This is a genomic window from Vibrio sp. PID23_8 (genome assembly GCF_003584965.1).
GTDB lineage: Bacteria > Pseudomonadota > Gammaproteobacteria > Enterobacterales > Vibrionaceae > Vibrio.
The window spans coordinates 18,719-41,536 of sequence record NZ_LIXE01000002.1 but is presented as its reverse complement, the minus strand read 5'-3'; the positions used below and the strand labels follow the sequence as shown (position 1 = coordinate 41,536).

Sequence of the window (22,818 nt, the reverse complement as noted above, 5' to 3'; positions counted from 1 at the left end):
ACATCTAGAGTGCGCAGTCACTAGTTATTAACTCGATCATAAACAAAGGGTGTGCATTGCGTCCTTAGTTGCAAGTAGATAACGGAATTTCATTCGCGCTTAGGCTGTGCGGTCAGCGGCAGCCTCCAATTCTCAATAATACCGTTCCGTTCATGTTGTTTTAGTTCGCTAGCCTTTTCTTTAGTACGGCAGATAATCGGTTTGAATTATCGCGATTAAAATCTCGCGACATGAAATTATCTGAGCTCTAAAGAGAACCGATAGCAAGAGGTGAGTAGTATCCAAAAAAAAAGGACTTATCATAGAATTGGAAGTAATAGTAACACTAGAACTTTCTTGATTGATCAGAATAGAATGGCGTTGATCAAATACCGGGGTGAGATAACCGAAGATAACCGATTTAATGATATATTTTTAGGGTACTTAGACGTATCGATTTAATATTACATTTTGCTTTTTTATCCCATTTTCAAATTTTAAAAATTCGAGTGATATTGGGCATAAATTCGACCTTTTCGAATTCCATTCGGTTGAATTTCAACAGAAGATCACTATGTTATTCAAGGCATTGTGCTGCCTACAGTGTCAAAACCAGAACGCAGTTGAATCAAACGCGAACCGAGCTAAGCTGGATAAATTGAGGAGCCGCTGCCGGAATAATATCGAAATATTGTTCTGTATCGTCCGCTTTTTCAATTATCTCAAAGACATCCTGTGGATCTTTTTGATCTTTATGTACTAAATTAGCTCAGAATGATTAAGTTTGATTAATGTGATTATAATTCCAGTATTAGAAATAAATTGTGCGAATAACGAACAGAATGTTATCATTTGCCAAAAGTTTAGAAAGCTCCAGTGATATAAAACTCGATAAATTGAGCTAGAGATGTAATAAAGAGTTAGGTAGGTGTACGCAGTGGATCCAGTTATATCGCAATTAAAAAAGGATTTTTATTCGCAGATTCGTGCATTGCAGGCACCGACACTGCCACAAGTCACTTCGTCTCTCGCTGTATTGACTGACGAGGAAATACAAGAACTTGAAGCCGTTTGGATTGAGTTAGTTGTCTGGAAACGCAACCAGAAGCACTGATTTGGTTTCAATTAAGCGCATTGCAAACCCTGGGCATTTTTGTCTGGGGTTTTTTTATTGTAGTTCATCGTAAATGTTATATTATAACAATTATTAAGTCGGCCATTAGTCATGTTTCAGTTGAAGATTGACCAAAATGCCAAATAAGAATAACTCTCATAGTGGTCCCAATATTGAAAAATGAGGTATCAATCCCCATGTTTGAAAGGCAGATGAGAGCAATCCCATGAATGCAATAACGAAAATGCATCAAGCAATAAATCGAGTGAGTGTAGATATGGCGGAAGTTCGTGCCAGAGTAGAATTTAAAGTCGGGGCTAAAAGTAATATCGATGCTGAAATCCTGTCTTTTAATGGCCTAAAAACAGACAAAGAGCATGTAGCAGTTATCTTCAAACAGGCTGATCAAATGCAAGATATCCCTCTAGTGCGCATGCATTCTGAGTGTCTGACTGGTGACGTGTTTCACTCTTCACGCTGCGATTGTGGCGAGCAACTAGAAGAAACCATTAAGCGTATGGGGAAATCTGGTGGCATTATTCTGTACCTACGCCAAGAAGGGCGCGGCATTGGTCTATACAACAAGATTGACGCATATCGTCTTCAAAGCCAGGGTATGAATACCTACGAAGCTAATAACCACCTAGGTTTTGATGATGACTTACGTGACTTTACTGAAGCGGCTCAAATGTTAAAAGCGTTAGGGGTAAGCAAAATTCGTCTTGTAACTAACAACCCTAAAAAGATCAGAGAGCTGTCACAATACGGTATTGAGATTGAAGAAGTAATTAATACTTCGGCACATATTAAAGATGGCAATGAAAACTATCTAAAAGCAAAAGTTTCTCACGGTAAGCACCATCTTAAGGTCTGACGCTGTGGCTATATTTAACCATTTTTATTATAAACCTCACTTATGTGAGGTTTTTTTGTGTTTGTACAGCGAGGCTAACAACCCCATCAGGTTGAAACAAATCTGAATCATCTTGTGAGGGGAAGATAATTCGAATAGCAAGCTCGTTACTGATTTACGTCAGGGCCTGCAGGAAATGATAGGAAGATAAGAGTTCACCATGAATGTGAACCCGTTTCGGCAGTTTAAGTGTGTAAGTGGCGTACAACGGGATAATCATTGGACGAAAATGACTCATATAGATAATTGATTAAGCGTCAATTGAGCACGTAGGTGCCGATATCGTTTTAAGGTTCTTACTATTAACGCAGCAAGCCGTGAGATATTTGCCATACTTTTTTTATGGCAGGTAGGGTAAGGATCATTCCAGTGTTTGCTAGATCTCTAATGGTGATGGCACTTATGGTGTCGTTTTACAGCGATTCAACGGTGGTTTCCCACGGTGCTTCCGCACAGACCGAACAAGCGGGGGTCGTTCAGAAGTTGTCTATTGAAAAGATGATCCACTATCCGGATGTTATCGAACAGTTGTACCAAATGACTAACTATCGTCTGAACTGGGAAAGCAGAGATGATGTAGAGCGGCTTATTTTTCAAATCAGGTTGGCCTCGTTAGCCGATGTGACCAAGGAATTTGACGATCAACTGCTTCGCATTGAAAGTGTGCGAGAGCAAGGAGATAAGCTTGATTTTGATTTGGTCATGACCGATTCATTGCTTATGTACTTAAGCTATCTCGAACAGTTACCAGAAGAAGGGCTTAATTGGCTGTTTGCAGGCAAAGCACATGTAAACCTTCCAGCACCGAGTTTAGAAACGTTGTCAAAACTCAGCAATGAGATCACCGTTGGCAAACTCAATCAATTTTTAGAAGGGCTTCGTTCACCCCTCCAAATGGACGAGGCTTTTAATACGGCTTTTTACGCCTTATCTGAACATGCAAAGGCTGCGTATCCCCTTTATACACAACAAGGTCTCATTCGTTTAGGAGATCCGATCAATGATAAGGTCGCGTTACTCGATCGGTTGGCTATCGCTGGGGTGGATGTTAGTTATCTCAATCCTGACACGCTACAGTATGATGAGAACTTGGAGCTTGCGGTGATAGAGTTCCAACGTATTCATGGCTTGAAGCAAGATGGTGTGATCGGCCCTAACACTAGGCGTTGGATCAACTTTTCACCAAGGCAGCGTTTGCATTCACTTGCATTAAACGCTGAACGTTCAAGGATTTGGGCGAAAGAGCGTGATAACGTGGTGTTTGTGAATGTGCCTGGGTATGAGGTGACGTATTGGCATGATGGTCAACCTTTGTTTGAGTCGAAAGTGGTTGTAGGTCGTACAACAAGGAAAACCCCAATCATGACCAGTACCTTGGATTCGGTGATTCTTAATCCAACCTGGAATGTACCATGGAAAATTATGGTGAAGGACATCATTCCTAAGGTGAAAAGAAACCCTATGTACCTAGTGCAGAATAATATCCAGATCATCCGCTCGTGGACCTCTCGAGAAATTATCGATCCAACCACTATCAATTGGGCGGCTGTCAATCCAAGAAGCTTCCCTTATCGAATGAGACAGTCTTCTGGAGCGAATAATGCGTTAGGTTTGTACAAGTTCAATATGCCTAATCCAAAAGCCATCTACCTACATGACACTCCAAGTAAAAACCTATTTGAGAAAGATCGTCGAGCATTTAGTTCTGGTTGCGTGAGAGTTGAAAATGCAGATCAATTGGCTGAACTCTTGTTTAAGACCCAAGGTCTGGAAGAGCGACTTGCTAAGAAGCGTGAAAGTAAACGGCGCTCGAACACGTCGGTGCCATTGGGCGAGCGCATCCAAGTACATATCATTTACCAGACAGCATGGTTAGAAGAGGGAACCCTTTACTACCGCGATGATATATATCAATACGACGATCAGGGGTAATCAACTTACACTAGTAATTATTGTTACAATTTTGAAAATTCATTTATTGTTCAAGAACTAAACAAATAATCCAGCCAAAATGTGACAACTGAGCCCCATTTATGCGTTTGACGTGGCAAATGGGTTTCGGTAATGTCCGCTGTTCGTGCATTGATTGAGCAGTATTTTTAAAATGGTAAGTCGTAATTTTTCCCGTCGTGATTTTCTTAAGATGACCGTTGGTGGTATCGTTGTTGCCTCTGCAATGCCAACCCTTTCATGGGCTTCACTTCCAGATGCACCTCGAGTGCTTGCAATGAACAATTTGAACACGGGTGAATTGCTTGAGTCTTGCTACTTCGATGGCAACGGCTATGTTGATGCAGAGCTTAAGCGTTTGGATCGATTCTGTCGTGATCACCGTCGGAATGAAGTCCATCCAATAGACCGACGCTTATTCGATCAAATTACCCAAATTCAGAAGGCGATTGGTACACAATCAGAAGTAATTATTATTTCAGGCTATCGATCTCCAACAACGAACGCATCTCTACGTAATCGTTCTTCGGGTGTGGCAAAGAAAAGCATGCACATGGAAGGCAAAGCGATCGATTTCCGTTTAGATGGCGTCAAACTCTCAACAGTTCGCGATGCCGCGTTGAGTTTGAAAGCGGGTGGTGTGGGGTACTATCCTGGCAGTAACTTCGTGCATATCGATACGGGTGCAGTCCGTTCTTGGTAGGCGGTCGGCAAGGTATTGTTCAAAGCTTGAAGTCCCAAAAGGTTAGTGTCATAGTTGCAGCAGTTTTTATGCAAATTTACTCGATATAGGTTATCTATGGCTCTGAAGTACCAAGTTGTTCCTGTGACATCTTTCTCTCAAAACTGTTCTATCGTCTGGTGTGATGAAACCATGAAAGGTATCGTGGTTGATCCTGGTGGTGATGAAAAGCAACTCGCGGCGCTGATCAAAGAGCTGGGTGTTGATGTCGTGAACTTAGTACTAACTCATGGGCACTTAGACCATGTTGGAGGTACAGAGCCTCTATCTGCATTGCTTGGCGGTACTGAAATTGTTGGCCCTCATAAAGCGGATAACTTCTGGCTTCAGGGCTTGGAAGGTCAAAGCCAAATGTTTGGCTTCCCACTAACAGAAGCATTTGAGCCGAATGAATGGCTGAATGATGGTGACACTGTCACTTTTGGTAATCAAACATTGAATGTGATCCATACACCAGGTCACACGCCTGGCCACGTTGTGCTATACAGTGAAGAATCACGTTTAGCCTTTGTTGGTGATGTTTTGTTTAATGGCAGCATTGGGCGCACTGATTTCCCTCAAGGTGATTTCAATACGCTGATCAGCTCCATTAAAGAAAAGTTGTGGCCGCTGGGTAATGACGTGACGTTTGTTCCTGGCCACGGACCACAGTCTACGTTTGGACATGAACGAAAGACCAACCCGTTTGTTGCTGATGAGATGCCTATCTACTGAGACACTTACATTAACGTAATATAATCTCGCACTATTCCGGCTCGGCGGCCGCTAAATAACGTCGAGCCAATCCAATAAACGCTTCCGCATCTCTGTCTAAATCACCAGCCGAAATAAACACATCGTAACCATGAAACTTCCTTTGGTACTTCATTCGGTTAGCTAGCATCGCGAGTAGTCCATTATATTGCCTCCCATCTTTGCTGATGTAAGGCGCTGGATCTAACACCATGTCTTCAAATTGAGTTTCACAGTGGTTCTGCTTTGCACCGAGGTATAATAAGGCTCTTTGGCTCAACAGTATTTCTGTTGCTATACGTGGACAAATGGCATCGAGGTAGGGTGAGTAGTGTTTGAGTCGAATGCCAACCCATGGCAGCGGTTGATGCCAGCCATCCTGTTGATAGGTGCAAATACCAATTGAGTCAATGTTTCTCCAACGCACCACCCAACCGCCTTTGAATAAGTGTTGCTGAAAATGGGAAGCGGTGAGCGTAAAGGAAACTTGGCTCTTTTTAATCATCATTACGGCAAAGCCAACAATAAGCGCCATCAGAGTAACGGATAGCATCGCTTGTTTCCATCCAGGGGCAATGAAGACGAGAAATAGCGTAATGATGACGACCAAGAGCATGATCAGTTTGTTTATGGGGGCGTCAAATTGGAATTGCGAGTTGGTGATATGCTGTGTTTTCATACTTTGAACCTCGATGGACGGTGGCGTTAGGTTCGTGACTCAAAGCGTTTCACATTGAGTTCAAAGGCGTGTTGTCTTTCGCAGTTCAATTTTGTCAACACGACATAAATACCTCTGTTTTTATACCCAGTATTTAATAAAACGGTTCACAAGTTATTTGCTTAAATAGTAGACGTTCTATACATGGAGCGCATTTTTCATTGCGTTTCGCTGCGAAAACCTACAAATCGCTCGGGAATTTTGGTATAAAACGCGCTTCAAATTTTCATCCCTGCTGAGATGCAGTGAACTGGAGAAATATTCAATGAGACTTGCTCATAAGCGTAAAGTGCAGATGAAACTGCAAAAACGCATTAAAGCGACAGTAACCAACCTAGCTGCAGCACCAAAAGCAGCGAAGCCAGTCGTTGAAAAAGCAGAAAAGCCTGTTGCTGAACAAGCTGTTGTTGAGAAAGCAGTAGCTGAGAAGAAAGTAGCAGCAGTAAAAACGGTTGAGGTAGCACTCACTCCTAAACAACAACAAGTATTTGACATCGTTGCGGCAAACGCTGAAGGCATCAACCCTAAGGGTATCGGCCTAGCAGCAGGTCAAGAAGACACTAAAGCGGCATCATGGGCTACTGGCGCGCTGAAGAAGCTTCTTGAAGAAAACCTAGTTCAAAAAGAGCAGTTGGCAGGTAACAAAGTTATCTATAAAGCAGTTTAATTACCGCTGTAATCCTGTTTTTAATACCTCGACCTCGGTCGGGGTTTTTTTTTCTCGAAATCCCACGAATTCTAGATTGTCGCAGTTTAGCGATATCAATCTGTCATTTGTCACATTTTCTTAAATACTGTGTAAATTCTTTCCCAGAAAACTACGTACGTATAGACCTATATTGCTTCATCTTGTCCTGCTACTAACTCGTTGATATTGATTGGTTATAGAAATTATTTTTAGTATCTCCTACGTACTATTACGTAATACTAACGGCGAGTGTATTGTTTTTACTTGGTACGGCTTGCGTGTTCATGCCCATTTCGAATTAGCGCTCAATGTTTAATCCTTATAGCCAAGTAACCTTGAGATATAGGGCTCTGTAAGAAAGACAGCGCTGTGAATCCTGCATCTTGAAGTCATGGGGGGGCTATACTGCCCCCAACCCTTACGAAATGGATGACAACAATAACCTTGGTGACAAAGGACGTAAACGATGAGTCTTATCCAAAAATCTTTCAAACGAGTGCTTAAAGCAACCGCAGTGGTTGCTGCAATGACATTTGTGACCACTTCTGCGACTGCTGCGGATAAAGTGTATCGCCTAAAATTGGCGGAAACTTGGGGACCCAATTTCCCAATCTTTGGGGAGGCGACCAAAAACATGGCGAAAATGGCTGAGGAAATGTCAAATGGACGCCTTCAGATTCGCATTGATTCTGCAAACAAACATAAAGCGCCGCTAGGGGTCTTTGACATGGTGAAATCCGGTCAATACGATATGGGCCACTCGGCGTCTTATTATTGGAAAGGTAAAGTTCCTAACACGCTTTACTTTACCTCTATGCCTTTTGGTATGCTGCCGACTGAACAATATGCATGGTTCTACTACGGTGGCGGTATGGCGTTGATGGAGAAGGTTTACTCACCTCATAACCTACTTTCCTTCCCAGGTGGTAACACCGATACTCAGATGGGGGGCTGGTTCCAGAAAGAAATCAAGTCTGTGGATGATCTTCAAGGTCTGAAAATGCGAATTCCAGGCTTTGCGGGTGAAATCCTTGCTGAGCTAGGCGCGAAACCAACCAATATTGCCCCGGGAGAGTTATACACCTCATTAGAGCGTCGTACGATTGATGCGTTGGAGTGGGTAGGACCATCTTTAGATTTACGTATGGGCTTCCACAAGATTGCACCATATTACTACACCGGTTGGCATGAACCAGGTACGGAACTGCAATTCCTAGTGAATAAGCGGACTTGGGAGCGTCTGCCTGATGATCTGAAAGCCATTCTACAAGTGGCGATGAAAGCGGCGGCTTATGACATGTATACTCAATCTAAGCATGAAAGCGGTAAGAACTGGGCGTCAATTCAATCGGAATACCCAGATGTTCAAGTGAAGGACTTCCCGCCAGAAGTCATCTCTGCACTTCGTGAAGCGAATGAGCGTCTGTTAAAAGATCATGCAGCGAAAGATGCGCTAGCAAAAGAGATTCAGGAGTCTCAAGCGAACTACATTGGGCAAGTACGCCCTTGGTCTGACATCTCTCATCGAGCTTACCTAAACAGCCAAGCTCAACAATAACTTCATCAGACTGGTTAAACCCACACGGTTTAGCCCGCTAGCGAAGCCCAAGAAAAACTTATCCTCTTAGGGAAGATAATAAGAAATGAAAGTGCTCCACAAGCTCAAGCTGTGGAGCCTTTCTACACGTTCCATGGAGTCAGGAATGAGAAGCCTTATTTATATTGAGCGAATCTTTAACCGCTTTGGAGATTTTCTAGGGTGGTTATCCAGTATCTTGTTCATTTTGTTATTAGCGAACGTGGTGTATGACGTTGTGATGCGTTACGTGTTTAATGATGTCTCCATCGCTTTTCAAGAGATGGAATGGCACTTATTCTCCGCTGTATTTTTGTTGGGTGTGCCATACGCAATTAAGTCTGGCGGTCATGTTCGCGTCGATATTTTCTATGAGCGTCTATCACACAAAGCGCAATCTATTATCGATATTTTGGGCACGTTACTTTTTCTATTTCCTTTCTGTTTGCTGGTGGCGTGGTATGGAATTGATTTTGCCAAAGAGAGTTATGCACTAGGGGAAACGTCGGGTGACCCTGGAGGCTTACCATATCGCTGGATCATTAAGGCGATGATCCCACTGTCATTCCTGTTTATGGCGATCAGTGGCGTGGGATTGCTGCTGCACTCTATCAACAAAATTGTTAACCCTCATCTTATCTATGCCGGTAATAACGGTAAGTCGTAAAAGGAAGTCAGCATGATCGGTATAGTGATGTTTTTTGTAGCCTTATTTGCGCTACTGCTTGGTTTTCCTGTCGCCTTTACCTTTGGCGGTATTGCATTGATCTTTGGTGTATGGGCGGAAGGGATGGAGATGTTCGCTTTCATGCCATATCGTATTCAATCCATCATGGAAAATACCGTTTTGATGGCAGTGCCTCTGTTTGTTTTCATGGGACTAGTATTACAAAAAACCAAACTAGCAGAGCAGCTTCTTGAATCGATGGGGCGTTTATTTGGTGGCGTGCGTGGCGGTATCGCGATTTCTACTGTATTGGTTGGTGCCTTGCTTGCCGCTTCTACAGGTGTCGTGGGGGCATCGGTTGTGGCGATGGGATTGATTTCTCTACCCGTGATGCTTAAGTACAATTATGACAAGGGCCTAGCGTGCGGCACGATTTGTGCCTCTGGTACGCTCGGACAAATTATCCCGCCTTCCATCGTACTAATTCTGCTGGGTGATGTATTAGGTGTGCCAGTAGGTGATTTGTTTCAGGCGGCGATTTGGCCGGGATTAATGCTAGTGGGCGCATATGTAATCTATATTCTTATTTACGCCAAATTGAACCCGGAAGCCGCTCAACCCATCGAGCGTGATGAATCTATCAGCCGAAGAGATGAAGTAATCACAGCATTGAAAGCGGTGATACCGCCACTTGCACTTATCGTTGTTGTTCTGGGCTCTATCTTTGCTGGCATCGCGACACCAACAGAATCGGCTGCGCTTGGTGGTGCTGGCGCGATAGTGTTGTCGCTGATGTACAAACAGTTCAGCTGGTCAATGGTTTACGATGCATCGAAAGAAACCGTAAAAGTGACCGCAATGGTGTTTGCGATTCTTTTGGGGGCAACCGCATTCTCAATGGCCTTTACTTACACTGGTGGCGATTATTTAGTTGAAGAATGGATGCTACAAATTCCAGGAGAGAAGTGGGGATTCTTGATCATTACCATGCTCGTCATTCTTATTCTTGGCTTTTTCATCGACTTTGTTGAGATCTGTTTCATTATCGTGCCAATCATTGCTCCTGTTGCTGAGCTGATGGGGATTAATATGACTTGGTTTGCCATACTGATAGCGATGAACTTACAAACTTCGTTCCTCACACCGCCATTTGGTTTTAGTCTGTTCTATTTGAAAGGTGTCGCACCTGCAGGGGTCACCACTCGTGATATTTACAAAGGGGTGATGCCATTCATTGCCATTCAGATTGCGGTCCTCGCTTCGATATTGGTTTTCCCGGGTTTTTATGGCATGTAGTGGTCGATACCAATCGTAGCAACTTACTGTGATTGGTATGAGAGATAAATTAGGAAACTGTGAGCTGTAAGTTTCCACCTTGTTGTACAAGTTGTTAAGCTGCCTAATCGTATGAATAGGCAGTTTTTTCATGGAGGATGAAATGCCTCTTAAAGCGAAACTCATCTTGCTTGCTTTAATTCCAGTGGTATTGGTGACCGCGAGCATCAGTTGGATTTCTATCTATCAGGCTAAAACGCTTGGTCAACGAGAAGTGGAAATCTTTCATCAAAGTCTCATCCAATCGAAAGAAGCTGCGCTTAAAGATACGGTCGACCTCGCTTTTGATGCCATATCGCATATTTACAACGATGCCCATCTTGATGAAAGTGTTGCTAAAGCCCAAGTCAAAGCCATTCTTAATCGTCTACGCTATGGCTCAGATGGGTACTTTTTTGCGTATGACCAATACGGCACTAATCTTGTTCACCCCATTCAACCTGATTTGATGGGACAAAACTTACTCCATATCCAAGACCAAAATGGAGACCGCTTGATTGAGGCTCTATTGCATCAAGCTCAGCGAGGTGGTGGTTTCCATCAATATTTGTGGCAAAAGCCGTCCACGGGAGAAACCGTACCAAAACTCAGTTATGCTGCATGGCTTGATAAGTGGCAATGGATGATCGGAACCGGGCTATATATTGAAGATGTCAGCCGAGAGGTTTCCAATATGCGATCCGCTGTTAACCGGAATATTGAAACGACATTTTTCTCAGTCGTGGTAATTTTGGTTGTCACAGTCGCGGTGATTATCGTCTTTACGTTGGCGATTAACCTGCATGAACATCGACTTGCCGATAAAAACCTCAAAGAACTTGCCCACAAAACAGTGATGTTTCAAGAAGATGAGAAAAAGCACTTAGCGCGAGAACTGCATGATGGTATTAACCAATTATTGGTTTCGAGTAAATGCCACTTAGAATTGATGGAGCATCGCATACAAGATGAGCAAGTCAAATCTCACCTCGATAAGTCACAGCGTTCATTGTTGACCGCAATCAGCGAAGTGCGTCATATCTCTCATCAGCTTCGCCCTAGTGCGTTGGATGACATCGGCTTTGAGGCGGCACTGACGACATTATTACAAGATTTTCACTCTCATTCGGGTATTGGGATTGAAAGTCATTTTGATACCGCCCAATCCAAGTTGAAATCTGAGGTGTCGACGACATTGTATCGAGTTGCCCAGGAGTCGTTGAACAACATTGAGAAACATGCTCGCGCTAAAAAGGTGACGATTACGTTGCATCAAATGGGCAATATACTTCAATTGTTGATCCGAGATGACGGGATTGGCTTTGTTGTCAATTCTTCCCTTCACCGACAAGGCATCGGCTTACGTAACATGCGCGAGCGCGTGGAGTTCATCGGTGGCGACTTCGAACTGATGAGCGAGCCGGGGTTAGGAACAGAAATCACCGTATTGTTAGATTTGGATGGATTAGTTTATGGATAAACCAATTAGTGTGGTGATAGTGGACGATCACCAAGTGGTGTTGGACGGTTTTATCGCACGTTTAGAACGCGAGTCTGGTATCGATGTTATTGGCACGGCGAGCAATGGCCTAGAGGCGATCGAAGTTTCCAAACTTCTCCACCCAGATGTGATTCTGATGGATATCAGCATGCCCATCATGAACGGCATTGAGGCGACGGGAGTGATTAAGGAAGCGCGCCCTGAGAGCAAAATCTTGATGCTTACTATGCATGATAACCGTGAGTACATAATGAAGGTGATGCAAGCGGGGGCGGTAGGCTACATGCTTAAAGAGATTTCTGCGGAGAAGATGGTACAAGCGATCAAAACGGTCAATCAAGGTTCGACGTATTTTTGTGAATCTGTTACACAAACCTTGTTCACTCAGGATGTGATACCTGCGGCACAAAGAGTGAATCCCCTGAGTCGCCGAGAAGAAGCCGTACTTAAGCTTGTTGCACAAGGAAACAGTAGTAAGAAAATTGCAGCGCTGCTAGATATCAGTTATAGGACTGTCGAAACGCATCGCCACAATATTAAACATAAGCTGGATTTACACTCAACGGCAGAGTTGGCCAAATACGCTTTTGAAACTGGACTGGTTGAGTAAATGTGGCGCACATATTCGGTGTATTCCAACTCATGAGCGCACACAAAGACACTTATTCTGGTTTAGTGATGCTGCCTAATTCTAGCATTGGTGCGACATCAATATCTTCGGCATTCATCATGGCAGAGATGCGTTGAACGGAAGATAAAAGCAAACTTTGCTCCCATTCCTCAAGTTTTTGATAACGGCTGATAAAGTGCTCTTGAAGCGGTGTCGGTGCTTGATCTAGTACGGATTGGCCTTGTTCTGTCAAAACTGCATGTACCTTGCGCTTATCTTCAACACTGCGGCGGCGTTCCACATACTGATTACGTTCTAGTCGGTCTAAGATGGTCGTCGCGGTTGCCTGACTCATATTGGTATGGCTCGACAGCTGCTTAATAGTGACATTATCCAATTCACTAATGGCACGCATGAGGATCAACTGGGGTGCAGTCAAACCAGACTCTTTGCTCAACTTTTTTGAATGTAAATCAATAGCTCGGATGATCTGACGAATCGAGACCAAGACTTCTTCGTACTTTTCCAATTTTTTCATCCAGTCATAAGGGGATCTTGTTACGAGATGACACTAACTCAAAAGCGTTGCTATTAAAAGCGCTTAGTGCTGAATGAGGGCATCATTTTTAACGAATTGTATTCTCTATTCACAATCTTTACACGGATTGATGCAAGTAAGTCAGGATTACCTAAAGTGATTATAGTAATAAATATTTGAAGTCTAAAAATGCATACGGGGTTATTTACTATTTTTGGTTGATCTTACTGGCTGATAAATGGGATATTGGATTTTATATCAGCAAATTCTAGACAAAAAAGCCTCAAATGGTAGGATCTCCGACTTTCTGGAAAACAAAATGTATCGTGTTCAAAGTATTCTTGGTTTCTTGCTAAAAATTGAACACAAAAGAGAGGAACAATGACAAAAGGTATAGATAAGTACAGCATTGATAGTACCGACTATACGGTTGGGCAAGACAACGTCCAAAAATGGGGGTTTGATGTCCATAATCCGGTTTTTGGTATTAGCGCTGGTTTCATTGCACTATTTCTTATTGCAGCGCTCGTTCTTGATGCACACACGGCCAAAACCGCACTAGATGGTCTGAAATGGAAAATCATCGGCTCCTTCGATTGGCTGTTCATCATTTCTAGCAACATTTTCGTTATATTCTGTTTAGCACTTATTGTGTCGCCAATGGGTAAGATTCGCCTTGGCGGTAAAGATGCGGTTGCGGATTACTCTTTCATGTCATGTCATGTCATGTCATGGCTTGCGATGCTATTCGCAGCGGGTATGGGGATCGGACTGATGTTCTGGAGTGTGGCAGAGCCAGTGGCATACTTTACAGGTTGGTACGAAACGCCACTAGGTGTAGAAGCTAATACGCCTGAAGCCGCAAAGCTTGCGTTGGGTGCGACGATGTTCCACTGGGGTTTGCACCCTTGGGCAATTTACGGTGTTGTCGCACTTTCTCTAGCTTTCTTTACATACAATAAGGGCCTACCTTTGTCTATGCGTTCGATTTTTTACCCACTGTTGGGCGATCGCGCATGGGGTTGGGCGGGGCACATTGTTGATATTCTCGCCGTACTGGCAACACTGTTTGGTCTTGCGACTTCTCTAGGTCTTGGGGCGCAGCAAGCGGCAAGTGGTATTCACCACGTGTTTGGCGTTGAGCCGGGCTTAGGCCTTCAAATTGTTGTTATCACCGTGGTTACCTTGCTAGCGGTTGTATCAGTAATCCGCGGTATTGATGGCGGTGTTAAGGTTATCAGTAACATCAACATGATTGTTGCATTCTTACTGCTTATTCTTGTTGGGTTGATTGGTTGGGCTGTAAGCCTAGGCTCTATTCCGACAACGCTGATGGCATATGTAGAAAACATCATTCCACTGAGTAATCCATTTGGTCGCTCAGATGAAGCATGGTTCCAAGGTTGGACGGTATTCTACTGGGCATGGTGGATCTCATGGTCACCATTTGTTGGTATGTTTATCGCTCGAGTATCTCGTGGTCGTACAGTTCGTGAATTTATTACCGCGGTTTTGATTGTGCCAACGTTTGTAACCATTGTTTGGATGTCAGTATTTGGTGGCTTAGCGATCGACCAAGTCATCAATAAAGTGGGTGAGTTGGGTGCCAATGGCCTAACAGACGTTTCATTGGCGATGTTCCAAATGTTTGATGTATTACCATTCGGTAACATGCTATCTATTATTGCTGTTGTTTTGGTTTTGGTATTTTTCATTACCTCTTCAGACTCCGGGTCGCTCGTTATTGATAGCATCACCGCAGGTGGTAAAGTTGATGCCCCAGTTCTGCAACGCGTGTTTTGGGCGTTTATGGAAGGTGCGATTGCAGTTGCACTACTGTGGGTAGGTGGCTCTGAAGCCGTTCAGGCCCTTCAAGCTGGTGCAATTTCCACGGCATTACCCTTTACTTTTGTTCTGCTTGCAATGTGTGTCAGCTTAGTGATGGGATTGAGAACAGAGCGTCAATAAGTAATAGATTGAAGCGCAAGTGTTGCATGATTAAAGAGCCAGCAAATTTCGTGTCAACAAGACGAAATTAATATGGTGGCGACGGCAGTGAGTCTGACTCAAATTCATACCGCAGTAGAACGTATGAGTGATATGGCAACTCAAATTGCCTCTGCGGCGGAAGAACAGGCTTCGGTATCAACTGAAATCACACGTAATGCAGAAGGGCTTCGTGATGCTTCCAGTGAGCTTTCTGTTGAAGCGTAGCAGGCCGCACAGCAAGCCGCGCATCTGTCAGAGCTATCTTATGAGTTAGCGCAAGAGACCAACCGCTTTAAACTGTGAGAACATTGAAAGTAATAACAAGGAGCCAAAAGGCTCCTTTTTTATTTGCTCTTTAAGGATAGGGGCTATAACCAAAAATCACGGATAGGTTGCTCAGGGCGATAGTGGTGGGCAATTTGAGCTTGCAACAATTCCGCCGTTGCTATCGCATCCGTTAGTGCGTGATGGGGGGTGTAATCAGGAAGACCGTACCGGCGACGCGATTGCGCTAGGCGTAGAGATTCTGGCTGTTTGCCTTTCAGCTTATTCCACAGGCCGCCAAACAGTTTCTGTTGTATGTTAGCTTCGATTTCTAGGGTGTCGAGAACCGGAAACTCGATACCTTCACCTATACGTGTGCGCAGGGCTTGGTCTAGAAACTCTCTCTCGATCCTACGATAGTGCACGACCACAACCTTGCCGGCTAAACAGTGTAAAAAATCACCGAGAATGTCATTCAAATCGGGGGCATCTATCAAGTCACTGTGTGTAATGCCGTGAATGATGACGGAATTCGCATCCAGTTTTTCCTGCGGTCTTACCTTCCAATGTTTGGACTGGCGCAAAAAAATGCGATTGAGGTTAAATGGTACTAATCCAATGGTGATAATGCCATCTTTTTGCGGGTTCAAACCCGTTGTCTCAAAGTCCAAAGCTACGAACTCAATGTCCGAAATTGGCGTATCCGACGATGGGAGGACATGGCCATAGAAGGCGATGAGACGCTCGTCGCTTGCTTGCTCTTGCTTATGGTGGAACTTTGTTGGCCATTGGATAGCCGGCTTTTGAAATAGCTTTTTGATCATGACAAACCTCATTTGAAGCTATTGCTGGCTTGATAGCGGAATTTGAGGAAGTTTTGACCATTACTCAGTATCTGGAATGCATCTTTCAGGTTGCGTCGCTCAAAGTCCGATAGGTTTTCTGGTTCGATATTATTATCTGGCTCGATCCCCAGTTCTACGTCAATGGCTTGGTGGCGAATGCGTACCATAGAGATGAACTCCATCGCATCTTTTAGATTTTGTGCTCGCCCCTTTGGCAGAATGCCTGCGTCCATAATATCGTCGAGTCGTTCAAATGAGTTTTGTGCGCGTGAGCCAACGGCAAGTGAGTGGACACGAATCAGATCGACGAGTGGTGCAGTGCCGCGACGTTTGAGGTTGATAGAATTCTTATGTTGACCATCCTTTTCCATCACAAAGTCTTTGAAAAAGCCTAAAGGTGGCGTACGGTTCAGAGCATTTCTTGCTAAACAGGCTAAGAAGCGATTGTTCTTACGAGCACGACGAACAATAAAACTGGTCAACTGCTCAGCCCACTTTAAGCGTCCATAAACGCCATCTAAATCGAAGAAAATCGAAGCGTTGAGTAGGGCTTTAGGATTTGGGTCATCAATCCAATCGGCAAAGCAGGCTTCCCATTGTGTGCGGGTCATGCGCCACATCGGATTGGTCGCCATAATGTCGCCGGTACAGTATTTGTAGCCGCACACGTTCAACCCATCGCTGACAAACTGCGCTAGCGCTTCAAAATATTTGCCGTGCTGCTCTTCTTGATAGCTATCATCAAGAATAATCGCGTTATCCTGGTCGGTTACCAGTAATTGCTCGTCTCGACCCATGGAGCCCAAAGCTAGGAAGCAATACGGTATCGGTGCAGGGCCTAATGCCTCTTCAGCCATTTCAAGTAGGCGTTGTTTGAAGCTTCGTCCTATCACTGACATCGCACTGCCTACCATGTGGGAGTTAGCGTCTTCGTTGACTAGGCGTACAAAACTGCTTTTTACTTCATCGGCAACAATCGCCAGATCTTCGATGGTTTGTTGTTGAAAGATACTGCTGACGAGTAATAGCGAGTTCTGCGATTCGTAACGAACAATGTCGGTTGCTTCGATGATGCCAATTGGCAGCTGATCTTTAACCACTGGCAGATGATGAACGTTGTAGCGCAGCATGGTAAGCATCGCTTCGTATACGTAGGCGTTGTGATCAAGAGAGATCACTTCTGTCGTCATCACCGTCGACACATCGTCTTGCGGTGACAGGCCTTCAGCCAAAACGCGAGTACACAGATCACGATCAGTGATGATGCCCACTACTGGTGATTGCGGGTCATCTTCATCCAGAACAAAATCAGGATCAACAATGAGCAGTGAAGAGACATTGTCCTGAGCCATTAACTTTGCTGCTTCCTGGATGGTTTGGTCGCGATCAATGGTTGGCGCATCACGAGTGAGTAGGGTTTTCACTTTAGAGGTTGTCAGATCGTTGGCGTCGCTGTTTTCAGACACTGTTTGACGCAACCGTGCGCTATTTTCCACTTCAACAAAGTCAGCAAACGTCTCGAAGTTATCGTACAGTTCTTGGAAAACGTCTTCAGGAATGCAGTACAGCAGGGAATCTTCAATCGCTTTTACAGGAAAGCGAACCTTATTATTGGTAAGTAGACCCATTTGGCCAAAAAGGTCACCTTCGTCGAGTCGGTTATACAACTCACCCTTGCGACGATACACTTCAACTACACCACTTCTTACCATGTAAAGATCGTGGATGTGATCGCCTAAGTGAATGATTGGCGTATCCTGTCGGCAGTAAGAGATTTCAATACTTTCAGTGACTTTAGTGAGAGTTGCTTCTGGTAGCTCGTTAAATGGGGGATACTTGGCGAGAAAGTTATATATCTCGAGAAGTTCTGCATCCATTAAGGTGCCTTTTGATTTGGAAGTGATAGGTTAATCTTAACCTAGTTTTAAATCAGAATCTTATCGGGTTACTCTTTTTGGGTGCGGGTGGTAAGATCAAGACTGAGCGCACAGCACGTACTTTTTGATTCGGTTACCCTGTCATTAATTTACCGAATTAGAGCGCTCAGTGAGAACAATTTAGAGACCCCTCATGGAAGGAAATAGAATGGTAAGATGGTTATTAGCTACACCTCTTGTAGCACTACCTATAATGAGTATTGCCTCAGAGGCGGAACAGGTTCAAAAGTTTGGTTATGAGCACATACAACTTGATGTTGGGGCTGGTACAACTAATGAAGAATGGTTAGACAATTCTAACGCGACCACGGTAGGTATAGGCGGCAATTACCTTTTGACGGATAATTGGCTACTTAATTTAGATTACACCGCGCAGTTCTTTCACCCAGACACATTCACTTTGCGAATTGACCGTTTAATGTTTGGTGGTGGTTACCGCTACGGTATCAACGGACAATTCGATATTTATGGCGTTTATGGCTTAGGCTCGATTAAAGCTAAAGCGACCAACGATGAAACGGGTAAGGCACTTTCTTCGGAAACAGAATTCATTCACGGAGTGACACTCGGTGTGAATTACCTCTTCAGCGAAAAGTGGATGGCAATCGCTGAAGTGCATTTGAACCGCAGTGATATTGTGGATGAGAACAATTATAAGATTGCGTTCAATTACCAATGGCATGAAGTGATAGGGGCAGGGCTTTACTATCAGTACCGCGACACGGATTATCAAAATGAAGCGTCGGAAGAGATCAACGAAGTTGGGTTCAGCCTTAAATTTGTTTACTAAATTGAACAATCAGCCGATAAATAAAAAGGTCAGCAATTGCTGACCTTTTTATTTTATTTGGCTGGCATTATAGTACCGCTGCGATGCCTTTACAGAGTGGACCCATGTTTGACTTGGTCATGCCTGCAACACTAATTCGTCCAGAGCCAACAATGTAAATAGCAAATTCATCTTTCAGTCGGTTCACTTGCTCTTTAGACAGACCAGAGAACGAAAACATGCCGTTTTGGCGTTCGATAAAGCTAAAGTCTGCATCTACGCCTTCCGCTTTGAGTGTGGCGACAAATAGCTCACGCATCTCTTGGATGCGGTCACGCATCTCTGCCACTTCAGATTCCCATTCTGCGCGCAGTTCAGCGTCGTTCAGAATGTGAGTGACGACAGCACTACCGTGCGCCGGAGGGTTAGAATAGATAGAACGGATGATTGCTTTTACTTGCGAGAATGCCGTTGCAGCCACGTCTTCTGATTCAGCAACTAGAGTAAACGCGCCCACGCGCTCGTTGTATAGGCCAAAGTTCTTAGAGAATGAGCTCGCGACAAGGATTTCTTTGTTGTACTTAGCAAAAGTACGTAGACCTGCGGCATCTTCGTCTACACCTTTTGCAAAGCCTTGGTAGGCAAAATCAAATAGCGGTAGAAGTTTCTTTTCTGCCATTAATTTCGCCAAGGTTTCCCACTCTTCTGCTGTTGGATCGATACCCGTTGGGTTATGGCAGCATCCGTGCAGAAGAACGATGTCGCCTTCAGATGCCGTTTGAAGATCAGTCAACATGGCGTCAAAGTCTTTGTCTTTCGTTTCCGCGTTGTAGTAGCTGTACTGCGCCGTTTCAATACCAGCGGCGGTAAAGACACCGTTGTGATTTGCCCATGTAGGGTTACTGATCCAGATCTTGGCATCACCAAGTTGACGCTTGATGAATTCACCAGCAACACGCAGAGCGCCAGTGCCACCTGGTGCTTGTGCGGTTTTCGCGCGTTTTTCTGCGACGATGTCAGCATCCGCACCGAATAGCAGTTTTTGCACGGCTAAAGCGTATTCTGCTGTCCCTTCGATCGTTAGGTAAGATTTGGTTTTTTCAGTTTCAACGAGTATTGCTTCGGCTTTCTTTACGGTAGCAAGAACAGGGGTTTCACCTTGCTCGTTTTTGTAAATACCAACACCAAGGTTAATTTTTTCAGCGCGAGTATCTTTTTTAAACTCTTCAGTGAGTCCAAGAATAGGGTCAGCCGGAGCGGCAACGACTTTTTCAAACATAATCTTCATCCATGTTAATCGAAGGGGTCTGCTGATATTTATACCTTTCAGTAATTTCGGTTACAACCGTTGTTGAAAAGAAAACTTAAAATAATTTTGATTTGAAACAGAAATCCAACTAAATGGAAGGTTTTATTAGGTAATGTTCTCTAATTGTTGCGTGTTATTGAGGAGTTAACTGGGGTGTTGGTGATATTTTGTTCACCTTAAAGGGAGAAGCAAAGTGGGGGGGGATTACGGGTGAATTTAAAAGTGGAATCGAGGGTTTTGGAGCGACGTGATGAGGTGGCGAGGTGTGTATAGTGATAGGCTATCCCCACACCCAGCAAGGATGGGCGTGGTTGGATTCATTGCGGCTTAACTGCCATTCGAGTAAATTTTCTGTATATATAACTTACTGATTTTCAGGAAATGAGCGAATTTCTAACCGTTATTATTTTCATTAAGGTGTTTGATGATTGCTACTTTTGCATGCTCTTCTGTAGCGGTTTCTCCCTCAGGTACATCAATATCGGCTTTAGGGTGGATCCCTAACGCATCTTCAGCAATGTGGAGCCAATCAGGGTGCCAATAATAAGGGGTATCACTGTCAGGATGATCCCAACTATGAACGCCTTGATGTGTGCCACGATATGAAAGATCGTCCATTGTAAATAGTTTCATCATGTTCTCCTAAAAGCGTTTTTATATCCTTGAAAGTATGGAACATAATTTCACATTTAGGAGAGAAAATTGCGACAGAGAAGAATAAGAAATCATGTTGCGTAAATGACAGATAAAAAAAGACCTCCACGAGGGAGGTCTTTTTAATTCTGTTGCATTAACGCGATTAGAAGTTCGCAGAGCGAGGTGTACGTGGGAATGGGATCACATCGCGAACATTGCCCATGCCGGTTACGTAAGAAACGAGGCGCTCGAAGCCTAGACCGAAGCCTGCGTGTGGCACTGTGCCGTAACGACGTAGGTCGCGGTACCAGCTCATGTGCTCAGGGTCGATGCCCATTTCGCGCATACGTGAATCTAGGATGTCTAGGCGCTCTTCACGTTGAGAACCACCGATGATTTCACCGATGCCTGGTGCTAGAACGTCCATTGCCGCTACGGTTTTGCCATCGTCGTTCATACGCATGTAGAACGCTTTGATGTCTTTCGGGTAGTTCTTAACGATTACTGGTGCTTTGAAGTGCTCTTCTGCTAGGAAGCGCTCGTGCTCAGAAGACATGTCGATACCCCATTCAACTGGGAATTCGAACTCACGACCAGAATCTAGAAGGATTTGGATCGCGTCCGTGTAGTCTACTTGTGCGAAGTCAGAAGAAACGAATTGCTCTAGACGGGTGATCGCTTGTTTGTCGATGCGCTGCGCGAAGAATTCAAGATCATCACGACGCTCTTCAAGTACCGCTTTGAACACGTATTTAAGCATGTCTTCAGCCAGTTTCGCTACGTCGTCTAATTCTGCAAACGCAACTTCAGGCTCAACCATCCAGAATTCCGCTAGGTGGCGGCTAGTGTTTGAGTTTTCAGCACGGAAAGTCGGGCCGAACGTGTAAACTTTGCTTAGTGCACACGCGTAAGCTTCTGCGTTTAGCTGACCAGATACGGTTAGGAACGTCTCTTTACCGAAGAAGTCTTCGTTGTAGTCCACTTTGCCAGCGTCAGTGCGAGGTAGGTTTTCCATGTCTAGCGTAGAAACGCGGAACATTTCACCTGCGCCTTCTGCGTCAGAAGCGGTGATCAGTGGTGCAGATACCCAGAAGTAACCTTGCTCGTGGTAGAAGCGGTGGATTGCTTGAGACAGGCAATTACGAACACGTGCTACCGCACCGATTACGTTTGTACGCGGACGTAGGTGCGCAACTTCACGTAGGTACTCGATAGAGTGACGAGTTTTAGCCATTGGGTAAGTTTCAGCGTCTTCAACCCAACCAACTACTTTAACGTCAGTTGCCGCAAGCTCGAAAGCCTGACCAGCAGCAGGAGACTCAACAATCTTACCTGTTACTTCAACAGAGCAGCCAGTAGTTAGCTTAAGTACTTCGTTGTCGTAATTATTAAGATTATTTGGGACCACGGCCTGAATCGGGTCGAAACAAGAGCCGTCATAAATGGCAAGGAAAGAGATTCCAGCTTTGGAATCACGACGTGAACGGATCCAACCACGAACAGTTACTTCACTGTCTACCGCTAGTTGACCTTTCAAAACGTCTGATACAGGCGCGTAAGTCATGTTTTCAATATTCTCCGTTAAGGCATAAAAGCAACACAACACAGATTAAATGGCTGTCTTATTACGTGTTTGATTAAAAAACAGGCGTCGTGTTGTGCTGAATAGAATTTTTTAGATTCATCGGAACATATTACCTGTCAAATCGACAGCTTCAACCTTTATATTCACTTTAAACACGAGAAATTTCTTATTTGTGCCCGCTTTTCTCTCTTGATAGCGTAAATTGGTTAAGTAATCGCTCAAGTCGCTCTGATTGATGTTCTAAATCGACGCAAATATCACGAGTATGAGAGGCCGATTGGGATGTGTCGTTAGCGTGATGGTGTCGACTTTCGACTGAATATGCTGGCTCACTACCTTGTTGGAAATGATGAATGATGGTTTCGATGTTGCTCTGTACTTCATTGGTCACTAAGCACATCATTGTTCAGAGATTTTTGTTGGTAGTATTGATAGCTGGTAG

The 22,818-nt window shown here is 44.3% G+C and carries 20 protein-coding genes and 2 pseudogenes; 14 read left to right on the top strand and 8 right to left on the bottom strand.

Annotated features, from left to right (window positions below):
* Positions 1-442: 442 nt before the first annotated feature.
* From AK966_RS20400 to AK966_RS03980, 5 genes are all read left to right on the top strand, one after another.
* The gene (locus AK966_RS20400; protein ID WP_119463578.1) at positions 443-742 is read left to right on the top strand and encodes a cytochrome c-type biogenesis protein CcmH; all 300 of its coding nucleotides are present in this window, start codon (positions 443-445) and stop codon (positions 740-742) included.
* A gap of 577 nt (positions 743-1,319) precedes the next feature.
* Positions 1,320-1,967, top strand: coding sequence for a GTP cyclohydrolase II (ribA, locus tag AK966_RS03995; RefSeq protein WP_172438186.1), 648 nt, complete (start codon positions 1,320-1,322; stop codon positions 1,965-1,967).
* A 426-nt stretch (positions 1,968-2,393) separates the two neighbouring features.
* On the top strand, positions 2,394-3,938 hold the full coding sequence (locus AK966_RS03990; RefSeq protein WP_182852600.1) for a murein L,D-transpeptidase: 1,545 nt from the start codon (positions 2,394-2,396) through the stop codon (positions 3,936-3,938).
* Positions 3,939-4,110: 172 nt separating this feature from the next.
* On the top strand, positions 4,111-4,659 hold the full coding sequence (locus tag AK966_RS03985; protein ID WP_099080850.1) for a YcbK family protein: 549 nt from the start codon (positions 4,111-4,113) through the stop codon (positions 4,657-4,659).
* Between the two features lie 96 nt (positions 4,660-4,755).
* The gene (locus tag AK966_RS03980; RefSeq protein ID WP_099080851.1) at positions 4,756-5,412 is read left to right on the top strand and encodes an MBL fold metallo-hydrolase; all 657 of its coding nucleotides are present in this window, start codon (positions 4,756-4,758) and stop codon (positions 5,410-5,412) included.
* Positions 5,413-5,443: 31 nt separating this feature from the next.
* Here AK966_RS03980 and AK966_RS03975 read toward each other — a convergent pair whose 3' ends face one another.
* Positions 5,444-6,109, bottom strand: a complete 666-nt coding sequence (locus tag AK966_RS03975) for a DUF2982 domain-containing protein (RefSeq protein ID WP_099080852.1) — start codon at positions 6,107-6,109, stop codon at positions 5,444-5,446.
* Between the two features lie 304 nt (positions 6,110-6,413).
* Between AK966_RS03975 and AK966_RS03970 the strand changes: the two genes are divergently transcribed.
* The 6 genes from AK966_RS03970 (at position 6,414) to AK966_RS03945 (ending at position 12,504) form a co-directional block, all read left to right on the top strand.
* Complete coding sequence (locus tag AK966_RS03970; RefSeq protein WP_099080853.1) at positions 6,414-6,815, top strand: MarR family transcriptional regulator; 402 nt, start codon at positions 6,414-6,416, stop codon at positions 6,813-6,815.
* Positions 6,816-7,302: 487 nt separating this feature from the next.
* Entirely contained in the window at positions 7,303-8,394 is a 1,092-nt protein-coding gene (locus AK966_RS03965) for a TRAP transporter substrate-binding protein (protein WP_099080854.1), read from the top strand.
* A 145-nt stretch (positions 8,395-8,539) separates the two neighbouring features.
* The gene (locus AK966_RS03960; RefSeq protein WP_099080855.1) at positions 8,540-9,079 is read left to right on the top strand and encodes a TRAP transporter small permease subunit; all 540 of its coding nucleotides are present in this window, start codon (positions 8,540-8,542) and stop codon (positions 9,077-9,079) included.
* 12 nt (positions 9,080-9,091) lie between these two features.
* Positions 9,092-10,375: a TRAP transporter large permease subunit gene (locus AK966_RS03955; RefSeq protein ID WP_099080856.1), complete on the top strand. Its 1,284-nt coding sequence runs from the start codon at positions 9,092-9,094 to the stop codon at positions 10,373-10,375.
* Positions 10,376-10,517: 142 nt separating this feature from the next.
* Positions 10,518-11,873: a cache domain-containing protein gene (locus tag AK966_RS03950; protein ID WP_119463576.1), complete on the top strand. Its 1,356-nt coding sequence runs from the start codon at positions 10,518-10,520 to the stop codon at positions 11,871-11,873.
* A complete protein-coding gene (locus AK966_RS03945) occupies positions 11,866-12,504 on the top strand; it encodes a response regulator transcription factor (RefSeq protein ID WP_119463575.1) in 639 nt (212 codons plus the stop codon). The genes AK966_RS03950 and AK966_RS03945 overlap by 8 nt, the downstream gene beginning before the upstream one ends.
* Positions 12,505-12,556: 52 nt before the next feature.
* Here AK966_RS03945 and AK966_RS03940 read toward each other — a convergent pair whose 3' ends face one another.
* On the bottom strand, positions 12,557-13,033 hold the full coding sequence (locus tag AK966_RS03940) for a MarR family winged helix-turn-helix transcriptional regulator (RefSeq protein WP_099080883.1): 477 nt from the start codon (positions 13,031-13,033) through the stop codon (positions 12,557-12,559).
* 390 nt (positions 13,034-13,423) lie between these two features.
* On the opposite strand from AK966_RS03940, the gene AK966_RS03935 reads away from it, so the two are divergent.
* The gene (locus tag AK966_RS03935; protein WP_119463574.1) at positions 13,424-15,010 is read left to right on the top strand and encodes a BCCT family transporter; all 1,587 of its coding nucleotides are present in this window, start codon (positions 13,424-13,426) and stop codon (positions 15,008-15,010) included.
* Positions 15,011-15,088: 78 nt separating this feature from the next.
* A pseudogene (locus AK966_RS03930) lies at positions 15,089-15,334 on the top strand (methyl-accepting chemotaxis protein); the annotation flags it as partial.
* A 65-nt stretch (positions 15,335-15,399) separates the two neighbouring features.
* Here AK966_RS03930 and AK966_RS03925 read toward each other — a convergent pair.
* The gene (locus AK966_RS03925; protein WP_172438187.1) at positions 15,400-16,119 is read right to left on the bottom strand and encodes a 3'-5' exonuclease; all 720 of its coding nucleotides are present in this window, start codon (positions 16,117-16,119) and stop codon (positions 15,400-15,402) included.
* A gap of 8 nt (positions 16,120-16,127) precedes the next feature.
* A complete protein-coding gene (locus AK966_RS03920; RefSeq protein WP_099080861.1) occupies positions 16,128-18,017 on the bottom strand; it encodes a putative nucleotidyltransferase substrate binding domain-containing protein in 1,890 nt (629 codons plus the stop codon).
* Positions 18,018-18,225: 208 nt separating this feature from the next.
* On the opposite strand from AK966_RS03920, the gene AK966_RS03915 reads away from it, so the two are divergent.
* Complete coding sequence (locus tag AK966_RS03915) at positions 18,226-18,867, top strand: outer membrane beta-barrel protein (RefSeq protein ID WP_119463573.1); 642 nt, start codon at positions 18,226-18,228, stop codon at positions 18,865-18,867.
* Between the two features lie 67 nt (positions 18,868-18,934).
* On the opposite strand, the gene AK966_RS03910 is transcribed toward AK966_RS03915, so the two are convergent.
* The 4 genes and pseudogenes from AK966_RS03910 to AK966_RS03895 form a co-directional block, all read right to left on the bottom strand.
* Positions 18,935-20,125 (bottom strand): amino acid aminotransferase, encoded by a 1,191-nt coding sequence (locus AK966_RS03910; RefSeq protein WP_119463572.1) that lies wholly within the window; start codon positions 20,123-20,125, stop codon positions 18,935-18,937.
* A gap of 423 nt (positions 20,126-20,548) precedes the next feature.
* The gene (locus AK966_RS03905) at positions 20,549-20,788 is read right to left on the bottom strand and encodes a hypothetical protein (protein WP_099080864.1); all 240 of its coding nucleotides are present in this window, start codon (positions 20,786-20,788) and stop codon (positions 20,549-20,551) included.
* Positions 20,789-20,954: 166 nt separating this feature from the next.
* A complete protein-coding gene (gene asnS / locus AK966_RS03900) occupies positions 20,955-22,355 on the bottom strand; it encodes an asparagine--tRNA ligase (protein ID WP_099080865.1) in 1,401 nt (466 codons plus the stop codon).
* 187 nt (positions 22,356-22,542) lie between these two features.
* Positions 22,543-22,709: pseudogene (locus tag AK966_RS03895) on the bottom strand (methyl-accepting chemotaxis protein); the annotation flags it as partial.
* Between the last annotated feature and the right edge of the window lie 109 nt (positions 22,710-22,818).

What these genes read in the sequence shown, in the direction of transcription:
- ribA (WP_172438186.1), top strand. Translation starts at nt 1,320, where the DNA reads ATGAATGCAATAACGAAAATGCATCAAGCAATAAATCGAGTGAGTGTA.
- AK966_RS03990 (WP_182852600.1), top strand. Translation starts at nt 2,394, where the DNA reads ATGGTGATGGCACTTATGGTGTCGTTTTACAGCGATTCAACGGTGGTT.
- AK966_RS03985 (WP_099080850.1), top strand. Translation starts at nt 4,111, where the DNA reads ATGGTAAGTCGTAATTTTTCCCGTCGTGATTTTCTTAAGATGACCGTT.
- AK966_RS03980 (WP_099080851.1), top strand. Translation starts at nt 4,756, where the DNA reads ATGGCTCTGAAGTACCAAGTTGTTCCTGTGACATCTTTCTCTCAAAAC.
- AK966_RS03975 (WP_099080852.1), bottom strand. Translation starts at nt 6,109, where the DNA reads ATGAAAACACAGCATATCACCAACTCGCAATTCCAATTTGACGCCCCC.
- AK966_RS03970 (WP_099080853.1), top strand. Translation starts at nt 6,414, where the DNA reads ATGAGACTTGCTCATAAGCGTAAAGTGCAGATGAAACTGCAAAAACGC.
- AK966_RS03965 (WP_099080854.1), top strand. Translation starts at nt 7,303, where the DNA reads ATGAGTCTTATCCAAAAATCTTTCAAACGAGTGCTTAAAGCAACCGCA.
- AK966_RS03960 (WP_099080855.1), top strand. Translation starts at nt 8,540, where the DNA reads ATGAGAAGCCTTATTTATATTGAGCGAATCTTTAACCGCTTTGGAGAT.
- AK966_RS03955 (WP_099080856.1), top strand. Translation starts at nt 9,092, where the DNA reads ATGATCGGTATAGTGATGTTTTTTGTAGCCTTATTTGCGCTACTGCTT.
- AK966_RS03950 (WP_119463576.1), top strand. Translation starts at nt 10,518, where the DNA reads ATGCCTCTTAAAGCGAAACTCATCTTGCTTGCTTTAATTCCAGTGGTA.
- AK966_RS03945 (WP_119463575.1), top strand. Translation starts at nt 11,866, where the DNA reads ATGGATAAACCAATTAGTGTGGTGATAGTGGACGATCACCAAGTGGTG.
- AK966_RS03935 (WP_119463574.1), top strand. Translation starts at nt 13,424, where the DNA reads ATGACAAAAGGTATAGATAAGTACAGCATTGATAGTACCGACTATACG.
- AK966_RS03925 (WP_172438187.1), bottom strand. Translation starts at nt 16,119, where the DNA reads ATGATCAAAAAGCTATTTCAAAAGCCGGCTATCCAATGGCCAACAAAG.
- AK966_RS03920 (WP_099080861.1), bottom strand. Translation starts at nt 18,017, where the DNA reads ATGGATGCAGAACTTCTCGAGATATATAACTTTCTCGCCAAGTATCCC.
- AK966_RS03915 (WP_119463573.1), top strand. Translation starts at nt 18,226, where the DNA reads ATGGTAAGATGGTTATTAGCTACACCTCTTGTAGCACTACCTATAATG.
- AK966_RS03910 (WP_119463572.1), bottom strand. Translation starts at nt 20,125, where the DNA reads ATGTTTGAAAAAGTCGTTGCCGCTCCGGCTGACCCTATTCTTGGACTC.
- AK966_RS03905 (WP_099080864.1), bottom strand. Translation starts at nt 20,788, where the DNA reads ATGAAACTATTTACAATGGACGATCTTTCATATCGTGGCACACATCAA.
- asnS (WP_099080865.1), bottom strand. Translation starts at nt 22,355, where the DNA reads ATGACTTACGCGCCTGTATCAGACGTTTTGAAAGGTCAACTAGCGGTA.